The following is an 18102-nucleotide window of genomic DNA, read 5'->3' on the forward strand; positions in this document are numbered from 1 at the left end:
GCAAGATGCCAGGGGCAAGATGCCAGGGGCAAGATGCCAGGGGCAAGATGCCAGGGGCAAGATGCCAGGGGCAAGATGCCAGGGGCAAGATGCCAGGGGCAAGATGCCAGGGGCAAGATGCCAGGGGCAAGATGCCAGGGGGGCTGAAGCGGATGCGGTTTCGGTCGCGGCAAAGAAAAAACCCCACATGTTTTCACATGCGGGGTTTTTTGGCGCATCACGCAGGTAATTCGTGATGTAGTAATTGGTGCCCAGGAGAGGACTCGAACCTCCACACCTTGCGGCACATGGACCTGAACCATGCGCGTCTACCAATTCCGCCACCTGGGCGCTGTCGCTTCACTTGCTACGTTTCCGCTTTCGCGTTGCGTTTCTTGTTCAGCAGCAGAGGAATGAGATTATGCATACTTTTTTTGAAGTGTGCAAGTCATCTGGCGCTTTTTTTAAAAATTCTTGGCCGAGGACCCATTCAAGGGAGGGTGGGGCGGCCGTCAACCGCCAGGGACGGTCAGTCTCGATGAGGCGCCAGCCGCTTTCATGGTTCGAAAACCTCGACGCAATAGCCATTGACCTGCAAGTGCGCGGCGAGGCGCTCGGCGATGTCCAGATGGGCGCGCAGATGCGCGAGCACATACACCCGCCCCGGATCTTCCAGGACAAACTCGCAGCAATGTGGCCAGCCGGGCGCATCGCTTTCCCCGGCGCCGATCGAGCAGTATTGCTTGCCATCCGGATTGGCAAGGCCCGACGCCGTGATGCTCTCCGGCCCGCGCAGCAGCGGGGCCAGGTGATCGGCCAGGCTGGACAAGCCCGGGCTGACTCTCAGTTCCAGTTCGTAGCCCATCGTTGCGCCGCCTTCACGTGTCGTAGTCCCCGCTATCCCAGGGCTCGCTGAATGCCATGTAGTCGCCCGGCATCAGGCTGATGGTCAGCCTGTAGTCGTCTTCGTCCTCGTCTTCTTCGCGCTCATTCGGTATCAGCCCGAATTGCGTGCCGAATCTTTCCACCTGGAACGGCGCGATCTCGATCCGCTCCAGGGAAAACTCCCCAAGCTGGTCCACCCTCTGCTGGATCATGGCATCCCTGGCGTCATGGTCCATCGTGGCGCGGGGGCCGAACTCGTCGATGAACGCCTCCAGGAATTGGCCCGCCGGGTCGAACAGGAACAGCGCGACGAATTCGTTTCCTGGCTGCCGGGCCTCGAATGGCGTCGTGATGAAGAACTGCCGGCCGTCCGATGTCTTGCCGACCAGGTCGGCATGGTAGCCGTCGTAATCAATCGCGATGAGCTTGGGCAATGCAATGGTCATGTCTGCCTCGTCGGGAGTGGGGGGCGTCATGCAGGGAGGGGCATGTGGTACCTTGGCGGCCGGTGGGCAAGCCCATCCGCGCCGCGGGGCCATCTGGCCTGGTTCCTGGTTGGCCGGCGTCAACCCGTGGAACTCTACATCAACGCCATGACAAGCTCTCCTGGGAATCTTCTCCTGCAATTCATCGAGGACGAATCCTCGGCGCTTCGGCGTGGCGAGCGAGGCGCGTTCTACCCCGACAACCATCACCTGATCACGCCGCTCATCGTCCGCGCGCCCAGGCTGTTGTCCGAGGAAGATCGGATCGAGCTGTATTTCCACCTGCTCAGGGGGGACGTATGCCCGTCGATCAAGACGGAAGGCGAGTTCGAACTGCTCCGCGCGGCCCATGCGCGCGTGTTGCCGCTGCTGTCCGAGGGCTATCCGGCGTGTACGCTGCCGCGCGCCCGGGGCTTGTTTCTTTTTGGCCAGGATGATCGGGGCGCGTTGCCGGACGAACCGCCGGCCACCCTGGCGTCCTATATCGGGCATCTGGCGTTCTGGCGTTACGCGGACTCGTTCTGGCATGTGCCGGGAATGCTGAAGAAGCGTGCAAAGTTCGTGGCGCTTGCACAGGATGGGGCGCGGCTTGCCCGTGTCCGGAAAGTCCTGCTCGGCATGCGGCTGCGCGAGGACCTGCCGATGGCGACGTGCCTGTGGTTCTGGTCATTCGTTTTCCTGGCGCTGCAGGACGAGGCGGCGGGGGCGGCCGTGGTCGACAAGATCCTGGCCGAGAGTGCTGCCGTCGATGATGCGGAATTGATCCGTTCCTGCCTGCTGCGATATCTGGCCGTGTCCGAGCGCCCTGGGCTGGCGACGCTGGTCGAGGCGCGTCCGTGACGGGCGGGCGGCTATCCGGGCGGCTATCTATATAGTGTCGGCCATGTTCCGCTCCGTCTGCCTGCGCTGCAAGCGCCCCGAATCCCATTGCCTGTGCGCGTCGATCCCGGCGCTCGCGCCGCGCACCCGCGTCGTGGTGCTGCAACACCCGAGCGAGGCGCGCCATCCGCTGAACACGGCCCGGCTGGCCGTGCTGGGGCTGGCCGGCGCGCGCCTGCTGGTGGGGGAGCGCTACACGCCGCAGGACTGGATGGCGCCTGGCTACGCGCCGCACCTGCTGTTTCCCGGTCCGGGGGCGCGAGTGCTGGGGCAGGGGATGGACGGCGGCGAGCTGGCGCAGCCCATCCAGCTGATCGTGCCCGATGGCACCTGGACGCATGCGCGCAAGCTGGTGCGCCTGAATCCCGAGCTGGCCGCGCTGCCTCGCGTCATGCTGCAAGAGGGCCTGGCGTCGCGCTACCGGGTGCGTCATGCCGATATCGATGGCGCCCTGTCATCCATCGAGGCCATCGTGCATGCGCTCAACGCGATCGAGGCGCCGGCGAGTTTCGACGCGCTGCTCGATCCCTTTGAACGCATGATCGACCTGCAGATCGAGGGCATGGGAGAGCATCTGTATGCGCGGCATCACTTGATGCGCAAGCCGCGACGCTAGCGTCTTGGCGGCAACGGCGCACTTTGTGCCTGTGGGCCGTGGGGAAGGGCGCACAACGTGGGAAGGGCGTATATCGCGGGGAGGATGTGTATCGCGGGGAGGATGTGTATCGCGGGGAGGATGTGTATCGCGGGGAGGGCGCCCGTCCGGCATCGTCCGAACATCGGGGTGCAAAGCAAAAGCCCCGGAATCTTGCGATTTCCGGGGCTTTGAGCCTTTTATTTTCAGAACGAAATGAATTCGTGCTGAGTAGAATTCCGTGGTGCCCAGGAGAGGACTCGAACCTCCACACCTTGCGGCACATGGACCTGAACCATGCGCGTCTACCAATTCCGCCACCTGGGCACTGAATAAGAGATGTCAGGACTTTGTGATACGCTGCCGTTCAATTCAGCCAAGACTACAGTCTTGTTGGTTCAAATGCTGATTCAAACTTTGGTAGTGCCGCGATCACACTATTTTTTCGGTTGGTCTTACAATCTGGTTTTTGAAACACAGCTTGCAAACTTCACCGGCCCTTCTCTTTCGCTTTCAGTGTTCAGCCTTGGGCGAACCACAGAAGCTGCGCATTATATACGGAAATTTTAGCTTTGGCAAAACGATCGAATAACGACTCGAATAACAACAGATCAACCCCCTTGCCCGAAGCGCCTCCCGACTTCGATCCTGATGTTCCGTCTCGCGAAGCCATATTGAAGGCGTTGCGCGGCGCGGGAGCGCCCTTGTCGCCGGCCGAGCTGGCCGAGCGCATGGGCGTCGAGCGCGAGGCGACCATGGTCGGCTTCGAGCGCCGCCTTGCCGCCATGGAACGCGATGGCCAACTGATGCCTAACCGCAAGGGCGTGCTGTTGCTGGCCACCAAGCTGGACTTCGTGGCCGGCAAGGTGCTGGGCCACCGCGACGGTTTCGGCTTCCTGCTGCGCGACGACGGCGGCCCGGACCTGTTCCTGTCGCCGCGCGAGATGCTCAAGGTGCTGCATGGCGACCGCGTGCTGGTCAAGCCGGGCGGCGAGTATCGCGGCAAGCCCGAAGGCACCATCGTCGAGGTCATCGAGCGCCGCACCAACAAGCTGGTCGGTCGCTTCCTGCATGAGCACGGCCTGTCCATCGTGGTGCCTGAAGACCAGCGCATCAAGCACGACATCCTGATCCCGCCCAGCGACACCAACGGCGCCCAGCACGGGCAGGTGGTGTCGGTCGAGATCATGGCGCAGCCCACCCGCCACACGCAGCCGCTGGGCCGTGTGTCCGAGGTGCTGGGCGAGATCGACGATCCCGGCATGGAGATCGAGATCGCGGTGCGCAAGTTCGACGTGCCGGTGGAATTCTCCGAAGCCGCCCGCAAGCAGGCCGCGCGCCTGCCCGACGTGGTCCGCAAGGGCGACCTGAAGGACCGCGTCGACCTGCGCGACGTGCCGCTGATCACCATCGACGGCGAGGACGCCCGCGACTTCGACGACGCCGTCTACTGTGAGCCGGTGGAACTGGGCACGGGCCAGCGCAAGCGTCCGGGCTGGCGCCTGCTGGTGGCGATCGCCGACGTCAGCCACTACGTGCGGCCCGGCGACGCGCTGGACGACGACGCCGTCGAGCGCGGCACCAGCGTCTATTTCCCGCGCCGGGTCATCCCGATGCTGCCGGAGTCGCTGTCCAACGGCCTGTGCTCGCTGAACCCCGAGGTGGACCGCCTGGTGCTGGTCTGCGACATGGTCATCCCGGCCAGCGGCGCCAAGGCTGGCACGGTCACGGCCTACCAGTTCTACAACGCGGTCATGTACTCGCATGCCCGCACCACCTACACCAACATCTGGGCCGCGCTACAGCAGCCCGGCGGACCGGCCGCGCATGCCATGCGCTCGGTCATGCCCCAGGTGCAGCACCTGTACGAGCTGTACCAGCTGCTGGCGCAGGGCCGCAAGAAACGCGGCGCCATCGATTTCGACACGGTCGAGACCAAGATCGTCTGCAACGAGCTGGGCCGCATCGAGCAGATCGCGCCGTCGGTGCGCAACGACGCGCACAAGCTGATCGAAGAGTGCATGCTGGCCGCCAACACCTGCGCGGCCGACTTCATGACGCGCAGCAAGCATCCCGGCCTGTATCGCATCCACGAAGGCCCGACGCCGGAACGCCTGCAATCGCTGCGCGAGTTCCTGCGCACCATGGGCCTGTCGACGCTGGGCGGGGGCGAGACGCCCACGGCCAAGGACTACGGCGACTTCCTGGACAGCGTGCGCGGCCGCCCCGATTACCAGCTGCTGCAGACCATGTGCCTGCGCTCCATGCAGCAGGCCATCTACAGCCCGGACAATCTCGGCCACTTCGGCCTGGCCTATCCCGGCTACAGCCACTTCACGTCGCCGATCCGCCGTTATCCCGACCTGCTGACGCATCGCGTCATCAAGGCGCTGCTGGCCGGCCAGCGTTATGTGCCCAGCCTGGACGAGCACGCGGTGGTCATCGGCCGCACCCAGCGCGAGCACGAGCACGCCATCTGGGAAAAACTGGGCCTGATGCTGTCGGCCTGCGAGCGGCGCGCCGACGAAGCCTCGCGCGACGTCGAGGCCTGGCTCAAGTGCTGGTTCGTCAAGGAGCGCGTGGGCGAGGACTTCAGCGGCACGGTCACGGGCGTGGCCAGCTTCGGCATCTTCGTCACGCTGGATACGCTGCATGTCGAAGGGCTGGTGCATGTGTCGGAACTGGGCGGCGAGTACTTCCAGTTCAACGACGCGCTGCATGAGCTGCGCGGCGAACGCACCGGCATGCGCTACCGCCTGACCGACAAGGTGCAGGTGCAGGTGTCGCGCGTGGATCTGGAAGCGCGCCGCATCGAGTTCCGCCTGGTTCAGGGCACCAGCTTCGACGCCTTGCGCAAGGCGTCGGCGCGCGGTCCGGACGACGGCTCGCGCCGCGTCAAGAAGGCGGCGGCGCCCAAGCCGGCGGCCCTGAAGGGCCAGACCGCCAAGGTACGCCGCGCCGAGGCCAAGAAGGCCGGCCGGCCCGCCAAGCACGCGGCGGCGAAAAAGCCAAAAAGGTAGGAGGCCCACCCCGAGGCGCTGCGCGCCTCCCCCTAGGCGGGCCCCCCTCAAGGGGCGCCGCGACGGACCGGCAAAGCCGGCTCCGTGCGGCCCCGATTGGGGCGGCGCGCAGGGGGGGGCGTGGCACTTGTCTTCTTGCCTTGGCGCTGGGTGGTTTCTGGCGGAAACGAGGCGTTTCGTGTGGCGAGGGCATTCACGGCGATCTTGGGCGCGTGTCCCATTATTGCGAGACAGTCGTTGGCCGCCGCCCCTTAAGGGGTAACATTGCGGCTATGGCCGGCGCTGTCCGGCGGCCCGTCCCGATGTGGGGCGGGTATTCGTTTTTCTAAAGGTATTGCATAGTTATGGCGTCGACCCAAGTCCTGGCCGGGTTTCACGCGGTGGTCGCGCGGCTGCGCCACGCGCCCGATTCGATCAAGGAAATCTACGTAGAAGCGTCGCGCCGCGACAAGCGCATGCAGACGTTCATCGAGCAGGCCGAGCGCGCCGGCTGCCGCCTGCATCCGGTCGGCATGGAGCGCCTGGACGGTCTGGCGCGCGGCACCCGCCACCAGGGCGTGGTGGCGCTGGCCGAAGAGCGCCAGCTGGCGGTGGACGTCGATGAAGTGCTCGACGTAATCGAAGGGCCGCCGCTGCTGCTGATCCTGGACGGCGTGACCGATCCGCACAACCTGGGTGCCTGCCTGCGCACGGCCGACGCGGCCGGCGTGCACGCGGTGATCGCGCCGCGTGATCGCGCGGTGGGCCTGAACAGCACCGTGCAGCGTGTGGCCTGCGGCGCAGCCGACACCGTGCCCTACCTGATGGTCACCAACCTGGCGCGCACCATGCGCAGCCTGAAGGACCGCGGCGTGTGGCTGGTCGGCACCGACGACCAGGCCAGCGACAGCATGCACCAGATCGACGCGCGTCAGCCCATGGCCTGGGTCATGGGGGCGGAAGGCGAGGGCATGCGCCGCCTGACCCGCGAGACCTGCGACCAGCTCGTCAACATTCCCATGCTGGGTTCGGTGGAAAGCCTGAACGTCAGCGTGGCCAGCGCCGTCTGCCTGTACGAGACCGTGCGCCAGCGGCAAGCCTGATTTTTCGCAGTCTTCACGCAGTTTCCTTGCTGTATTCATGCCGCCGGGGCTCGCGGGCCCCGGCGGGATTTCGCCGCGATGCGCGGCGGCCCCGGGTTTCCGTCCACCAGAACTGATCGTCCATCATGCGCCAGAACGGCTTCACCACCACCATCCTGCACTCCGACCGCCATCAATCCGTCGAGCACGGAGCGGTGCACAAGCCCATGCATCCGTCGTCCGAGTTCGCCTACGAAGACGCGCGCGAACTGGCCGCCGTGTTCCAGGGCAAGGCCGGCTTCACCTACGCGCGCCAGGGCACGCCCACGACCACGGCGCTGGAAGCCAAGATCACGCAAATGGAGGGCGGCAAGAGTTCGGTCAGCTTCTCGACGGGCATGGCGGCGCTGTCCGCGATCTTCACCACGCTGCTGCGCCGGGGCGACCATCTGGTGTCCAGCCAGTACGTGTTCGGCAACACCAACAGCCTGCTGGGCACGCTGCTGGAACTGGGGGTTGAAATCACCTTCGTGGACGCGACCGATTCGGCCCAGGTGCGCGAGGCGATCCGGCCGAATACCCGCATGGTGTTCACCGAGACCATCGCCAACCCCGGCACGCAGGTGGCCGACCTGGCGGTGATCGGCGAGATCTGCCGCGAGCGCGGCCTGGTCTATGTGGTGGACAATACGCTGACCTCGCCGTGGATGTTCCGGCCGTCGTCGGTGGGCGCCTCGCTGGTCATGAACTCGCTGTCCAAGTACATCGGCGGCCACGGCAACGCGCTGGGCGGCGCGGTCACCGACACCGGGCTGTACGACTGGAGCGGCTACGACAACATCTACGAGGCCTACCGCAAGGGGGCGGCCACCGGCTGGGGGCTGACGCAGATCAAGAAGAAGGGCCTGCGCGACATGGGCGGCACGCTGGCGGCCGAGCCGGCGCACCGCATCGCGGTTGGCGCCGAGACGCTGGCGCTGCGCATGGCCAAGCATTGTTCGAACGCGCTGGCGCTGGCGCGTTTCCTGGAATCGCACCGCGGCGTGGCCAAGGTGCATTATCCCGGCCTGGAAAGCCATCCGCAGCACGCGCGCGCCGCGGCGCTGTTCGGCTCGCGCTTCGGCGGCCTGCTGGGCGTGGAGCTGGCCGATGGCGTGGACTGCTTCGATTTCCTGAACCGCCTGCGCATCGTGCTGATGGCCACGCACCTGGGCGACACGCGCAGCCTGGCGCTGCCCGCCGCCCACACCATCTATTACGAAATGGGCGCCGAGCGGCGCCAGCAGATGGGCATCGCGGACAGCCTGATCCGCGTGTCGGTGGGCATCGAGGACGAGGGCGACCTGCTGTTTGACTTCGATCAGGCGCTCAACGGCTGCCTGCAAGGATAATTCGGGCATCCACGGCGCCGGTCCGTCCGGCGCGCGCCCGCGCACGTGTAGAAAGAACCAAGGCCAGACCCATGCTGATACAGATCGCCGATGTCTTCACGCCCGAGGAGGCCCTTGAGATCCGCCGCCGCCTGGACGCGGCCGAGTGGGTGGACGGCAAGGTGACCGCGGGCTACCAGTCCGCCGAGGTCAAGCGCAACCGCCAGCTGCCCGAGCAGCATCCGCTGGCCCAGGAGCTGGGCAACCTGATCCTGCAGCGGCTGAGCGCCAACAACCTGTTCATGTCGGCCGCGCTGCCGCGCAAGATCTTTCCGCCGCTGTTCAACCGCTACGAGGGCGGCGAGGCCTTCGGCTATCACGTCGACAACGCGGTGCGCGCGCTGTCCGGCGGATCCGAGCGCGTGCGCACCGACCTGTCGGCCACGCTGTTCTTCTCCGAGCCCGATTCCTACGACGGCGGCGAGCTGGTGATCGATGACACCTATGGCCCGCGCGCGGTCAAGCTGCCGGCCGGACACATGGTGCTATATCCCGGCACCAGTCTTCACAAAGTGAACCCCGTCACGCGCGGCGCGCGCGTCAGCTCGTTCTTCTGGATGCAGAGCCTGGTGCGCGAAGACAGTCAGCGCGCGCTGCTGCTGGACATGGACGTGGCCATACAGCGCCTGAACCAGGACGCCGCGGGCCATCCGTCCATCGTGCAGCTGACGGGCATCTATCACAATTTGCTGCGTCGCTGGGTCGACGTCTGAGCGCGGCGCGCGAGGCGCGAGAGCGCTGTCGCGCAAACCCCGAAATGCGTGTTTTTGTTTATTGCGAAAGCGGCTAAAAGCTAGTATTGGCGCGGGTTGTGGTGAGGTTTTCGCTTGACAGTCGCCCAGGGCCAAGGCCTAATACACGTCTGCGTCGCTGGGGGTTCGACGGCTTTTTTGCCGTCCAACTTCAAGCGGCGCAGCAGTTTAAAAGTTGTGCTTTGCAGCGCAAGAAAAAGTTTATCCACTAGTCTGTTCGTCGTTTGCCGGTACGTTCGCGTCAAGACGCGTGCCGTTCCAATGTGGCCGTCATGCAGTCGGGTTCCGGCAAACTCCATACCTTGTGAGGGGTACATCTGAATGAACAAAACCGAACTCATCGATCACATCGCCAGCAAGGCCGATATCTCGAAGGCTGCCGCCGGCCGTTCGCTCGACGCCCTGATCGGTGCCGTCAAGACCACCCTGAAGAAGGGCGGCACGGTCACCCTGGTTGGCTTCGGCACGTTCGCCGTGTCGGCTCGCGCTGCGCGCACCGGCCGTAACCCGCGCACCGGCGAGACCATCAAGATCAAGAAGGCCAAGGTGCCGAAGTTCCGTCCCGGCAAGGCCCTGAAGGACGCCGTCAACTAATTGACGAGGCGGATCGGGCTGGCCACGGCGCCAGCTGATTTGCCGACAAATACGCGGTCCGGTATACTCCGGCCCGCGTATTGCTTTTGAGTACCCCGTCGGCCTTTTCATGTGTAGTCCAGCAATGGCTGCGCGTTGGAAATTCCGGCAACCTGACGGGTGCTTAGCTCAGTTGGTAGAGCGGCGCCCTTACAAGGCGTAGGTCACAGGTTCGACCCCTGTAGCACCCACCAGAAGCACGCAAGACTGAAAACCCGCACATATCGATGGTGCGGGTTTTTTGTTTTGGGCGGCATGTCGTCGTTGCCGTTTTCGCGGATCGTTCCGGCGGGAGGTTTCATGTGCATGGATGTTCCATGTGATCGATCCCTTTGCCGTTCCATCGCGCCCGCGTCCGCCCTATCCGCGTTCCATGCGTCGCATCGTCCGCTGGCGTCGTTCCATGCATTCCTGATTTCATGCCGCGTGTTCCGGCATCACGATGCGGGCAGGTGGGGCTGCATTCGCGCGCACAGGCCGCGAAGCGCCGCCATGCGCGGCATCAAGCATGTGATTAAGTATCAGACGAAATAGGACGTGCGAATCATTCGCATTTAAGCTATGATGCTTGGCTTGTACCGGTCAGCCGGCGTCGCCTTGCGGTGCGCGTCATTCGGGTCTGGCTGGCCAGATAAGTCCATGTGCCCCCGGCTGATTCATGCCTAGTTTTCAACACGGTTCGAACGCTTCATCGCCGTCCTCTTCCATCGGTTTACGCGCAGGCGCCGGCCTGGTGGTCCTTGCCTTGCATGCGGCCGTCGTCGGCGCCATTTTCATGGCGCCTCCCGAGGCTCCCAAGCTGGAACAGCCCGAGACCATCATGGTGAGCGTGATCGAGGCGCCGGTGGCGCAGGTCGCCAAGGCCGAGGAACCCGCGCCGGAAGTGCCGCAGCCCGTCGTCGAGCCGCCGCCGCCCGAGCCTCAGGTCGAGCCCGAGCCGGAAACCAAGCCGGACCCGGAACCCGAGCCCGAACCCGAGCCGGTGGTCGAAAAGCCGCCGATGCCCGCGCCCAAGCCGAAGCCTAAACCCAAGCCCAAGCCGCAGCCCAAGCAGGAAGCGCCCAAGCAGGAGCCCAAGCCTGACACGCCGCCCACGCAGCCCACCGGCACGCCCGAAGGCAGCCAGGCCACGCAAAGCCCGCAGCAGGGGCCGCCGCCCGACCAGCCCGAGCTGGTGTCCAGCGTCGAATACCTGGGCGCCAAGCCGACCGCCAACTATCCTATGGCGTCGCGCCGCATGCGCGAGGAAGGCCGGGTGGTGGTGCTGGTGGAAATCAACAACCAGGGCCTGGTCGTGAGCGCGCGCGTCGATTCCTCTTCCGGCTCGCCGCGCCTGGACGAGGCGGCGCTGACCGCCATCCGCAAGGCCCGCTTCAAGCCCTATACCCGTAATGGCGTGGCCTATGCCGCCAAAGCCAAAATTCCTTTCGATTTCGTAATGAGGAACTGAGATGTCCAACGCAATGCATAGCGCCACGCTGGTGGCGCAGGCGACCACCAGCCCGGCCGCGCCGGCTGCCGCCGGTGCGGCGGCGCCCGCCGCCCAGCAAGCCGCCACGGCAGCCGGCGGCGTGGCGCAGCAGGCTGCCGGCGCCGTCCAGCAGACCGCCGACGCGCTGCACGGCGCCGCTGCCGCGCTGCCCGCCGCTTCGGCCCCGCCGGTCGCCACGCCGGACATGGGCTTCCTGCATTTCGTCGCGCAGAGCGACTTCGTCGGCAAGAGCCTGTTCATCATCCTGATCCTGATGTCGCTGGTCACCTGGTACCTGATCCTGGTCAAGGTCGCCAGCAACGTCAGCATGCGCAAGCGCTCGCGCGACTTCCTGAACAAGTTCTGGAACGCCAGCTCGCTGGAGCAGGTCGAGAACGAAATCGTCACCCACGGCGCGCGCGATCCCTTCTCGCACCTGGCCAGCCACGCCATGCACGCTCAGGCGCACCACAACAAGTTCGGCGCCACCAAGCTGGAAGAGTCCGGCTCCAGTTCCGAGTTCGTCACCCGCACCATGCGCAAGGTGATCGACGAGGAAACCGCCAAGCTGGAAAACGGCCTGACGGTGCTGGCCTCGGTCGGTTCGACCGCGCCCTTCGTGGGCCTGTTCGGCACGGTCTGGGGCGTGTACCACGCGCTGGTGGGCATCGGCCTGTCCGACGGCGTGACCATCAACCGCATCGCCGGTCCGGTGGGCGAGGCCCTGATCATGACCGGCCTGGGCCTGGCGGTGGCGATTCCGGCGGTTCTGGCGTACAACACCTTCGTGCGCAACAACCGCGTGTTCCTGTCTCGCCTGGACGCCTTCGCGCACGACCTGTTCGCGTTCCTGACCACTGGCCAGCAAGTCGCGCTGTCCGACGGCAAGGTGCGCGCCCTGCGCCGCCAGAACGGCGGCGCCCAACGCGGGAGCGAATAAATGGCCTTTGGCAGCTTCGAGGGCAAGGGAGGCGGCTCCAATACCGTCTCCGAGATCAACATGGTGCCCCTGATCGACGTCATGCTGGTGCTGCTGGTGATCTTCATCATCACGGCGCCGCTGCTGGCGCACTCGATCAAGATCAACATGCCCCAGGTGGCGGCCGAGCAGATCGAGGAAGAGCCCAAGACCGTGGACCTGGCCATCGACGCCAGCGGCGCGCTGTTCTGGGACGAGAAGCCGGTCAACATCGACGACCTGCCGAATCGCTTCAAGGCGCTGGCCGGCGACAAGCCGCAGCCCGAGATCCGCATCCGCGCCGACCAGAACACCCGCTACGAGACGCTGGCCAAGGTCATGGCCTCGGCTCGCCGTTCCGGCATGACACGCATTGGTTTTGTCACCACGCCGCCGACCGGCGGCAATGGCCAGGGCGCCGCGGCGGAGCAGGGGGGCGCGCCAGCCCCCGCCCGCTGAGCCGGATATTGAACGAATCCCGATCACGGGGCGCCGCTGGCGCCCCGTTTTCGTCGGGATCGCGCTAGAATCCCGGCATGCGAGTTCTGGTAATCGAAGACGACACCACCCTGGGCCACGCGCTCCAGGAATTCCTGGCCGACCAGGGGTATGCGGTCGACTGGCTGACCGAAGGCGACCGCGTGCTCGGCGCGCTGGCCGGCCAGCCATACGACCTGCTGCTGCTCGACCTCAACCTGCCCGGCATGAGCGGCCTGGATGTCCTGCGCCAGCTGCGCCAGGACGGCAACCAGGTTCCCGTGCTGATCCTGACCGCCCGCGACGGCATCGAAGATCGCGTGGCCGGGCTGGATGCCGGCGCCGACGACTACGTCACCAAGCCCTTTGAACTGCCCGAGCTGGCCGCCCGCGTGCGCGCCTTCGGTCGCCGCCGCGCCGGACAGGCCCAGCCGCTGATCGAGGTCGGGCCGCTCAGTTTCGACACCGTCGGCCGGGAAGTGCGGGCCAATGGCCAGCGCCTGGCGCTGTCGGTGCGCGAACTTTCCGTGCTGGAGATGCTGATGGCCCGCGTGGGCCGTGTCGTGACCAAGCGGCAGATCGTCAATTCGCTGTCCGCCTGGGATGCCGATTTCAGCGAGAATGCCGTCGAGGTCTATGTGTACCGCCTGCGCAAGCGCCTGGAAGGCACCGGCGCCAGCATCCAGACGGTGCGCGGTTTCGGCTATATGCTGGATGTCGAAGCGGCCTGACGGCCGATTGCGGCCGCCTCGCGCCGGCCGCGACCATCCTCCCGCCTACCCTGAGGGCCCCGGGCCATGACGCAGGAACGCATTCTTCCCGCCGCCGCTCCGGCCTCGCGCCCGCTGCTCCCTTCCCGTTCCCTGGCCCGGCATCTGGTCATCCGGCTGATGCCGCCCATCCTGCTGCTGGTCCTGCTGGACCTGATCGCCACCTGGGTCATCACGCACAAGATCGAGATGTCGATGTGGATGCTGGAGGATTTCCTCTGGCTGATGGTGCTGGGGCAGATCGTGCTGATCGTGATGTTCACCTGGGTGGTGGTGCAGGGCGTGCGCTCGGGCCTGCGCTCGGTGAACCATCTGTCCGAAGAGATCCGCCAGCGTTCCATCGACGACATGCAGCCGCTGGAAGTGGCCGGCGTGCCGGTCGAGATCGAGCCGCTGGTCACGCACACCAACGACCTGCTGCTGCGCCTGGACGCCTCGCTGGCGGCGCAGCGGCGCTTCATCGGCCATGCGGCCCATCAGTTGCGCACGCCTTTGTCCGGGCTGCGGCTGGAATCCGAGCTGATGCTGGCGCGGCCCCTGCCGGACGACGTGCGCGCGCGCGCCGAGCGCATCAAGGCGGTCAGCGACCGCATGATCCGCCTGGGCCAGCAGCTGCTGGTGCTGGCGCGCGCCGATCCCAATGCCCGGCCTCAAGACAGCTTCGTGCGCATCGACCTGTGCGAATGGGTGCGGTCGAACGGGGCCGAGTGGTTTCCCCGGGCGCGCGAGGCGCGCCATGAGCTGGACCTGGTGGCGCCGGACACGCCGATCTGGATCGACGCCGATCCGCTGCTGCTGGCCGAGCTGCTGGGCAACCTGATCGACAACGCGCTGCGCTACGGCAACGAGACCGGCCGCATCGTGCTCATCGTGGGCGCCAATCCGCCGTCGCTGACGGTCGAGGATGACGGCCCCGGCATTCCGCCCGAAGAGCGCGACCGCGTGTTCGAGGCCTTCTATCGCTCACCAACGGCCACGGCTGGCGGCTCGGGCCTGGGCCTGGCCATCGTGCGCGAGATCGCGCATGCGCACGGCGCCTGGTGGCGGCTCACCAGCCGCCCCGATTTTCCCGGAACGCGGCTGTCAGTCGTGTTCCCCGGCCCCCGCAAGGGAGCCCAACTCACTCGGCAAGAACCCACATCATGAGCCAGGACACGGTCCGCGTTCCTAACTCGTCTTCCAGCCCGGCTGGCGTGGTGCATGCGCCATCGTCCAAGGCAGCGCTCGTCCTGGGTGCGCTGGGCGTGGTGTATGGCGACATCGGCACCAGCCCGCTTTACACCCTGCGGGCCTGCTTGACCGGGTTGAGCGTGCATACCGACCTGGAGCCGGCGCACCTGCTGGGCGTGCTGTCCATCCTGTTCTGGATGCTGATGGTGGTGGTGTCGTTCAAGTACGTGATGCTGGTGCTGCGCGCCGACAATCGGGGCGAAGGCGGCACGCTGGCGCTGCTGGAGCTGGCCGTGCGCGGTCGGGCAGGGCGGATGCGCTGGGTGCTGATCGTGCTGGGCATATTCGGCGCCGCGCTGTTCTATGGCGACAGCATGATCACGCCGGCGATTTCAGTGCTGTCGGCGCTGGAGGGCATCGGCATCGTTTCGCACCAGCTCGACGAGTGGGTCGTGCCGCTGGCGCTGCTGGTGCTGGTGGGCCTGTTCGTGATCCAGTCTCACGGCACCGGCCTGATGGGCAAGCTGTTCGGCCCGGTGATGGCGCTGTGGTTCGGCACGCTGGCGCTGCTGGGCGGCTGGCAGGTCTGGCAGACGCCGGAAGTGCTCAGCGCGCTCAATCCCATGTGGGGTCTGCGCTTCATCGTTGAATTCCCCTGGATCAGCTTCGTGCTGCTGGGCGCCGTGGTGCTGGCGCTGACGGGCGCCGAGGCGCTGTACGCCGACATGGGCCACTTCGGTCGCCCCGCCATCCGCCGCGCCTGGTTCAGCATGGTGATGCCGGCGCTGACGCTGTGCTACTTCGGCCAGGGCGCGCTGCTGCTGCGCGATCCCGAGGCGATTCGCAATCCCTTCTTCCTGATGGCGCCCGACTGGGGCCTGGCGCCGCTGGTGGCGCTGGCCACCGTGGCCACCGTGGTGGCGTCGCAGGCGGTGATCTCGGGCGCGTACTCGGTCACGCGCCAGGCCGTGCAGCTGGGCTTCTGGCCGCGCATGCAGATCCTGCACACCTCGGCGGTCGAGAAGGGCCAGATCTACCTGCCCCAGGTCAACGCGCTGCTGCTGTGCGCCGTGCTGGTGCTGGTGCTGGTGTTCCGCAATTCCGACAATCTGGCCGCCGCCTACGGTTTCGCCGTGACCGGCACCATGCTGACCACCTCGGTGCTGGCCTTCGCCGTGTTGCCGCGCGGCAGCACCGGCGCCAAGCGCGTGCTGTGGCTGGTGGCGCTGGGCCTCTTGCTGCTGTTCGACGTGCTGCTGTTCTCGGCCAACGTCTTCAAGATCCATGAAGGCGGCTGGCTGCCGCTGGTGGTGGCGATCGTGGTGTTCACGCTGATGATGACCTGGCGCCGGGGCCGCCGCCTGCTGTCCGAAATGCAGCAGCGCGACCGCCAGCCGCTCAAGGAATTCATGGAGCAGCTGGAGGAATACCCGCCGTCGCGCGTGCCCGGCACGGCCATCTTCATGACCATGAACTCCGGCAACGTGCCGCCGGCGCTGCTGCACAACCTCAAGCACAACAAGGTACTGCACGACCACGTGCTGTTCCTGACCATCCTGGTCGCGGACGTGCCCTACGTATCCGAGGACGAGCGCTTCACGGTCAACAAGCTCAGCGCCTCCAGCTGGCAGGCCACGGTGCACTACGGCTTCAAGGAGGATCCGGACGTACCGGATACCCTGCGCCAGGTGGCCGAGGCCTATCCGGAAATCGACCTGGAACCGATGCGCACCTCGTACTTCCTGTCGCGCCAGACCGTGGTCGCGGCCAAGAAACCGGCGCTGTGGCGCTGGCGCCGCGTGGTGTTCTCCTTCATGGCGCGCAACGCCACCCGCAGCACCAAGTTCTTCAAGATCCCGGCCAACCGCGTCGTGGAAATGGGCATGCAGGTCGAGCTGTAACCGCGCCAGCCCAAACAAAAAGCCCCTCGGCGTGCCTGAACCGCACCCCAAAAGTTGGACACCGATCCAACCTTTGGGGTGTTTTTCATGACGAAGTACGACGAGTCGTTCAAGCTCAGAAGCGTGCGGCGGTATTTATCCGGCTCGGAGGGCTATCGAGGAGTAGCGTCGGCATGCGGCATAGAAGTTTCGATGCTGCGTCGTTGGGTGGCGAGCTACCAGTTGCATGGTCGCAAGGGCCTTTGCAAGCAGCATAAGCGCTATACGGCGCAGTTCAAGATTGAGGTGCTACAGCGTATCGAGCAGGATGGGTTGTCGGACCGCCAGGCGGTGGCGATCTACAACCTGCGCAGTGCGGGCATCATTGGTCAATGGCGGCGCCAGTATGATGAGGGTGGAACGGGCGCGTTGGAGCCCAGACGTCGAGGTAGACCGGCCATGCCACATAAACACCCGCCCGAGTTGGCACCCCAGGACATGACAGAGGAGCAGTTGCGCGAGGAAGTGGCGTATCTGCGGGCGGAGCTCGATTACCTAAAAAACTCGATGCCTTGATCCAGGCGGAGCGGACCGAAGCGCTGGTGAAAAAGCGCAAGTGGTCCAAGGATTAAGGCATCGTCATCCGCTGGCGCTACTGCTGCAAGCGGCGAGCTTGTCGCGCAGCACGTTCTACTATCACCTGAAGGCACAAGGCGTGACGGACAAGGCCGCCGCGCTCAAGGCCAGGATTGGTGAGGTCTATGCGCGTCACAAGGGCCGCTACGGCTATCGGCGCATCACGGCCGAGCTGCGCCAGGTCGGCCAGTGCGTCAACCACAAGAGAGTCCAACGGCTGATGCAGATGCTTGGGCTGAAGTCCGTGGTGCGCGTGAAGAAATACAGGTCTTACCGGGGCGAGGTCGGCCACGTGGCGCCGAACCTGCTGGAGCGCCGGTTCGATGCCCTGGCGCCGTGTCAGAAATGGGTTACGGACGTGACCGAGTTCAAGGTCAACGACCAGAAGCTGTACCTCTCGCCGGTGATGGATCTGTACAACGGCGAGATCGTGGCCTATGAGATGCGCAAGCGTCCGGTGTTTGCCTTGGTCAGCGCCATGCTCAAGAAAGCTTTCAAGCGCCTGGCCGCGAACGACAAACCCATGCTGCACTCGGACCAGGGCTGGCAGTACCGGCAGCCGGCCTATGTGCACATGCTGGCCGAGCGCGGCGTGATCCAAAGCATGTCGCGCAAGGCCAACTGCCTGGACAATGCCGCCATGGAGAGCTTCTTCGGGACCCTCAAAGCCGAATTCTTCCACTTGCATCGCTTCGACAGCATCGAGCAGCTACAAGCGGGGATACGGCAGTTCATCCACTATTACAATCACGAGCGCATCAAGCTCAAGCTAAAAGGCCTGAGCCCGGTGCAATACCGGACTCAGGCCTTGAGCCCTTAGCTTCTTTAACTGTCCAACTTCTTGGGGTCAGTTCAGCCGAGGGGCTTTTGCTTGAACCGCTATCGCACCCGCCATCAATCGCCTCATCCGACGCACCCACTCCAAGGTGCAACATTCGAGGCACGCCCCATCGAGGTCGCGCGGAGCCGGCTTTGCCGGTCC

At 65.5% G+C, this 18102-nt stretch carries 16 protein-coding genes and 3 tRNA genes; 15 read left to right on the forward strand and 4 right to left on the reverse strand.

Annotated elements, in window-relative coordinates:
• Nucleotides 1-245 precede the first annotated feature (245 nt).
• From AC6LJ9_RS12695 to AC6LJ9_RS12705, 3 genes are all read right to left on the reverse strand, one after another.
• A tRNA-Leu gene (locus AC6LJ9_RS12695) sits at nt 246-330 on the reverse strand.
• Nucleotides 331-535: 205 nt separating this feature from the next.
• On the reverse strand, nt 536-844 hold the full coding sequence (locus AC6LJ9_RS12700) for a hypothetical protein (protein ID WP_498147829.1): 309 nt from the start codon (nt 842-844) through the stop codon (nt 536-538).
• A 13-nt stretch (nt 845-857) separates the two neighbouring features.
• Nucleotides 858-1310, reverse strand: coding sequence for a hypothetical protein (locus tag AC6LJ9_RS12705; protein ID WP_498147830.1), 453 nt, complete (start codon nt 1308-1310; stop codon nt 858-860).
• Nucleotides 1311-1436: 126 nt separating this feature from the next.
• Between AC6LJ9_RS12705 and AC6LJ9_RS12710 the strand changes: the two genes are divergently transcribed.
• Complete coding sequence (locus AC6LJ9_RS12710) at nt 1437-2189, forward strand: hypothetical protein (RefSeq protein WP_498147831.1); 753 nt, start codon at nt 1437-1439, stop codon at nt 2187-2189.
• A 43-nt stretch (nt 2190-2232) separates the two neighbouring features.
• Nucleotides 2233-2844, forward strand: coding sequence for a tRNA-uridine aminocarboxypropyltransferase (locus AC6LJ9_RS12715; protein WP_498147832.1), 612 nt, complete (start codon nt 2233-2235; stop codon nt 2842-2844).
• A gap of 260 nt (nt 2845-3104) precedes the next feature.
• On the opposite strand, the gene AC6LJ9_RS12720 is transcribed toward AC6LJ9_RS12715, so the two are convergent.
• Nucleotides 3105-3189: transfer RNA gene (locus tag AC6LJ9_RS12720), tRNA-Leu, on the reverse strand.
• A gap of 245 nt (nt 3190-3434) precedes the next feature.
• Here AC6LJ9_RS12720 and rnr point away from each other — a divergent pair.
• The 13 genes from rnr (at nt 3435) to AC6LJ9_RS12785 (ending at nt 17940) form a co-directional block, all read left to right on the forward strand.
• Entirely contained in the window at nt 3435-5882 is a 2448-nt protein-coding gene (gene rnr, locus AC6LJ9_RS12725) for a ribonuclease R (RefSeq protein ID WP_498147833.1), read from the forward strand.
• 344 nt (nt 5883-6226) lie between these two features.
• Nucleotides 6227-6964: a 23S rRNA (guanosine(2251)-2'-O)-methyltransferase RlmB gene (gene rlmB / locus AC6LJ9_RS12730; RefSeq protein WP_212315841.1), complete on the forward strand. Its 738-nt coding sequence runs from the start codon at nt 6227-6229 to the stop codon at nt 6962-6964.
• A 125-nt stretch (nt 6965-7089) separates the two neighbouring features.
• Complete coding sequence (locus AC6LJ9_RS12735) at nt 7090-8334, forward strand: cystathionine gamma-synthase family protein (RefSeq protein ID WP_212315850.1); 1245 nt, start codon at nt 7090-7092, stop codon at nt 8332-8334.
• A 71-nt stretch (nt 8335-8405) separates the two neighbouring features.
• Nucleotides 8406-9086, forward strand: coding sequence for a Fe2+-dependent dioxygenase (locus AC6LJ9_RS12740; RefSeq protein WP_498147834.1), 681 nt, complete (start codon nt 8406-8408; stop codon nt 9084-9086).
• A 360-nt stretch (nt 9087-9446) separates the two neighbouring features.
• Nucleotides 9447-9719: an HU family DNA-binding protein gene (locus AC6LJ9_RS12745; RefSeq protein ID WP_003812968.1), complete on the forward strand. Its 273-nt coding sequence runs from the start codon at nt 9447-9449 to the stop codon at nt 9717-9719.
• 157 nt (nt 9720-9876) lie between these two features.
• Nucleotides 9877-9952, forward strand: a tRNA-Val gene (locus AC6LJ9_RS12750).
• A 464-nt stretch (nt 9953-10416) separates the two neighbouring features.
• On the forward strand, nt 10417-11208 hold the full coding sequence (locus tag AC6LJ9_RS12755; RefSeq protein ID WP_498147835.1) for an energy transducer TonB: 792 nt from the start codon (nt 10417-10419) through the stop codon (nt 11206-11208).
• Nucleotide 11209: 1 nt separating this feature from the next.
• Entirely contained in the window at nt 11210-12169 is a 960-nt protein-coding gene (locus AC6LJ9_RS12760; protein ID WP_212315857.1) for a MotA/TolQ/ExbB proton channel family protein, read from the forward strand.
• Nucleotides 12170-12646: an ExbD/TolR family protein gene (locus AC6LJ9_RS12765; RefSeq protein ID WP_212315859.1), complete on the forward strand. Its 477-nt coding sequence runs from the start codon at nt 12170-12172 to the stop codon at nt 12644-12646.
• A gap of 77 nt (nt 12647-12723) precedes the next feature.
• A complete protein-coding gene (locus tag AC6LJ9_RS12770; protein WP_212315860.1) occupies nt 12724-13395 on the forward strand; it encodes a response regulator transcription factor in 672 nt (223 codons plus the stop codon).
• Between the two features lie 66 nt (nt 13396-13461).
• A complete protein-coding gene (locus AC6LJ9_RS12775) occupies nt 13462-14580 on the forward strand; it encodes a sensor histidine kinase (RefSeq protein ID WP_498147836.1) in 1119 nt (372 codons plus the stop codon).
• Nucleotides 14577-16505, forward strand: a complete 1929-nt coding sequence (locus tag AC6LJ9_RS12780; protein ID WP_498147837.1) for a potassium transporter Kup — start codon at nt 14577-14579, stop codon at nt 16503-16505. Before AC6LJ9_RS12775 ends, AC6LJ9_RS12780 begins: the two co-directional genes overlap by 4 nt.
• Before the next feature lie 87 nt (nt 16506-16592).
• Nucleotides 16593-17940 (forward strand): IS3 family transposase gene (locus AC6LJ9_RS12785; RefSeq protein ID WP_498147838.1). Its coding sequence is split into 2 segments (ribosomal slippage): nt 16593-17044 and nt 17043-17940, totalling 1350 coding nucleotides; the frame shifts between segments, so codons are not numbered across the junction.
• The last annotated feature ends 162 nt before the right edge of the window (nt 17941-18102 follow it).

The organism is Achromobacter sp. 1011811831 (assembly GCF_059760905.1).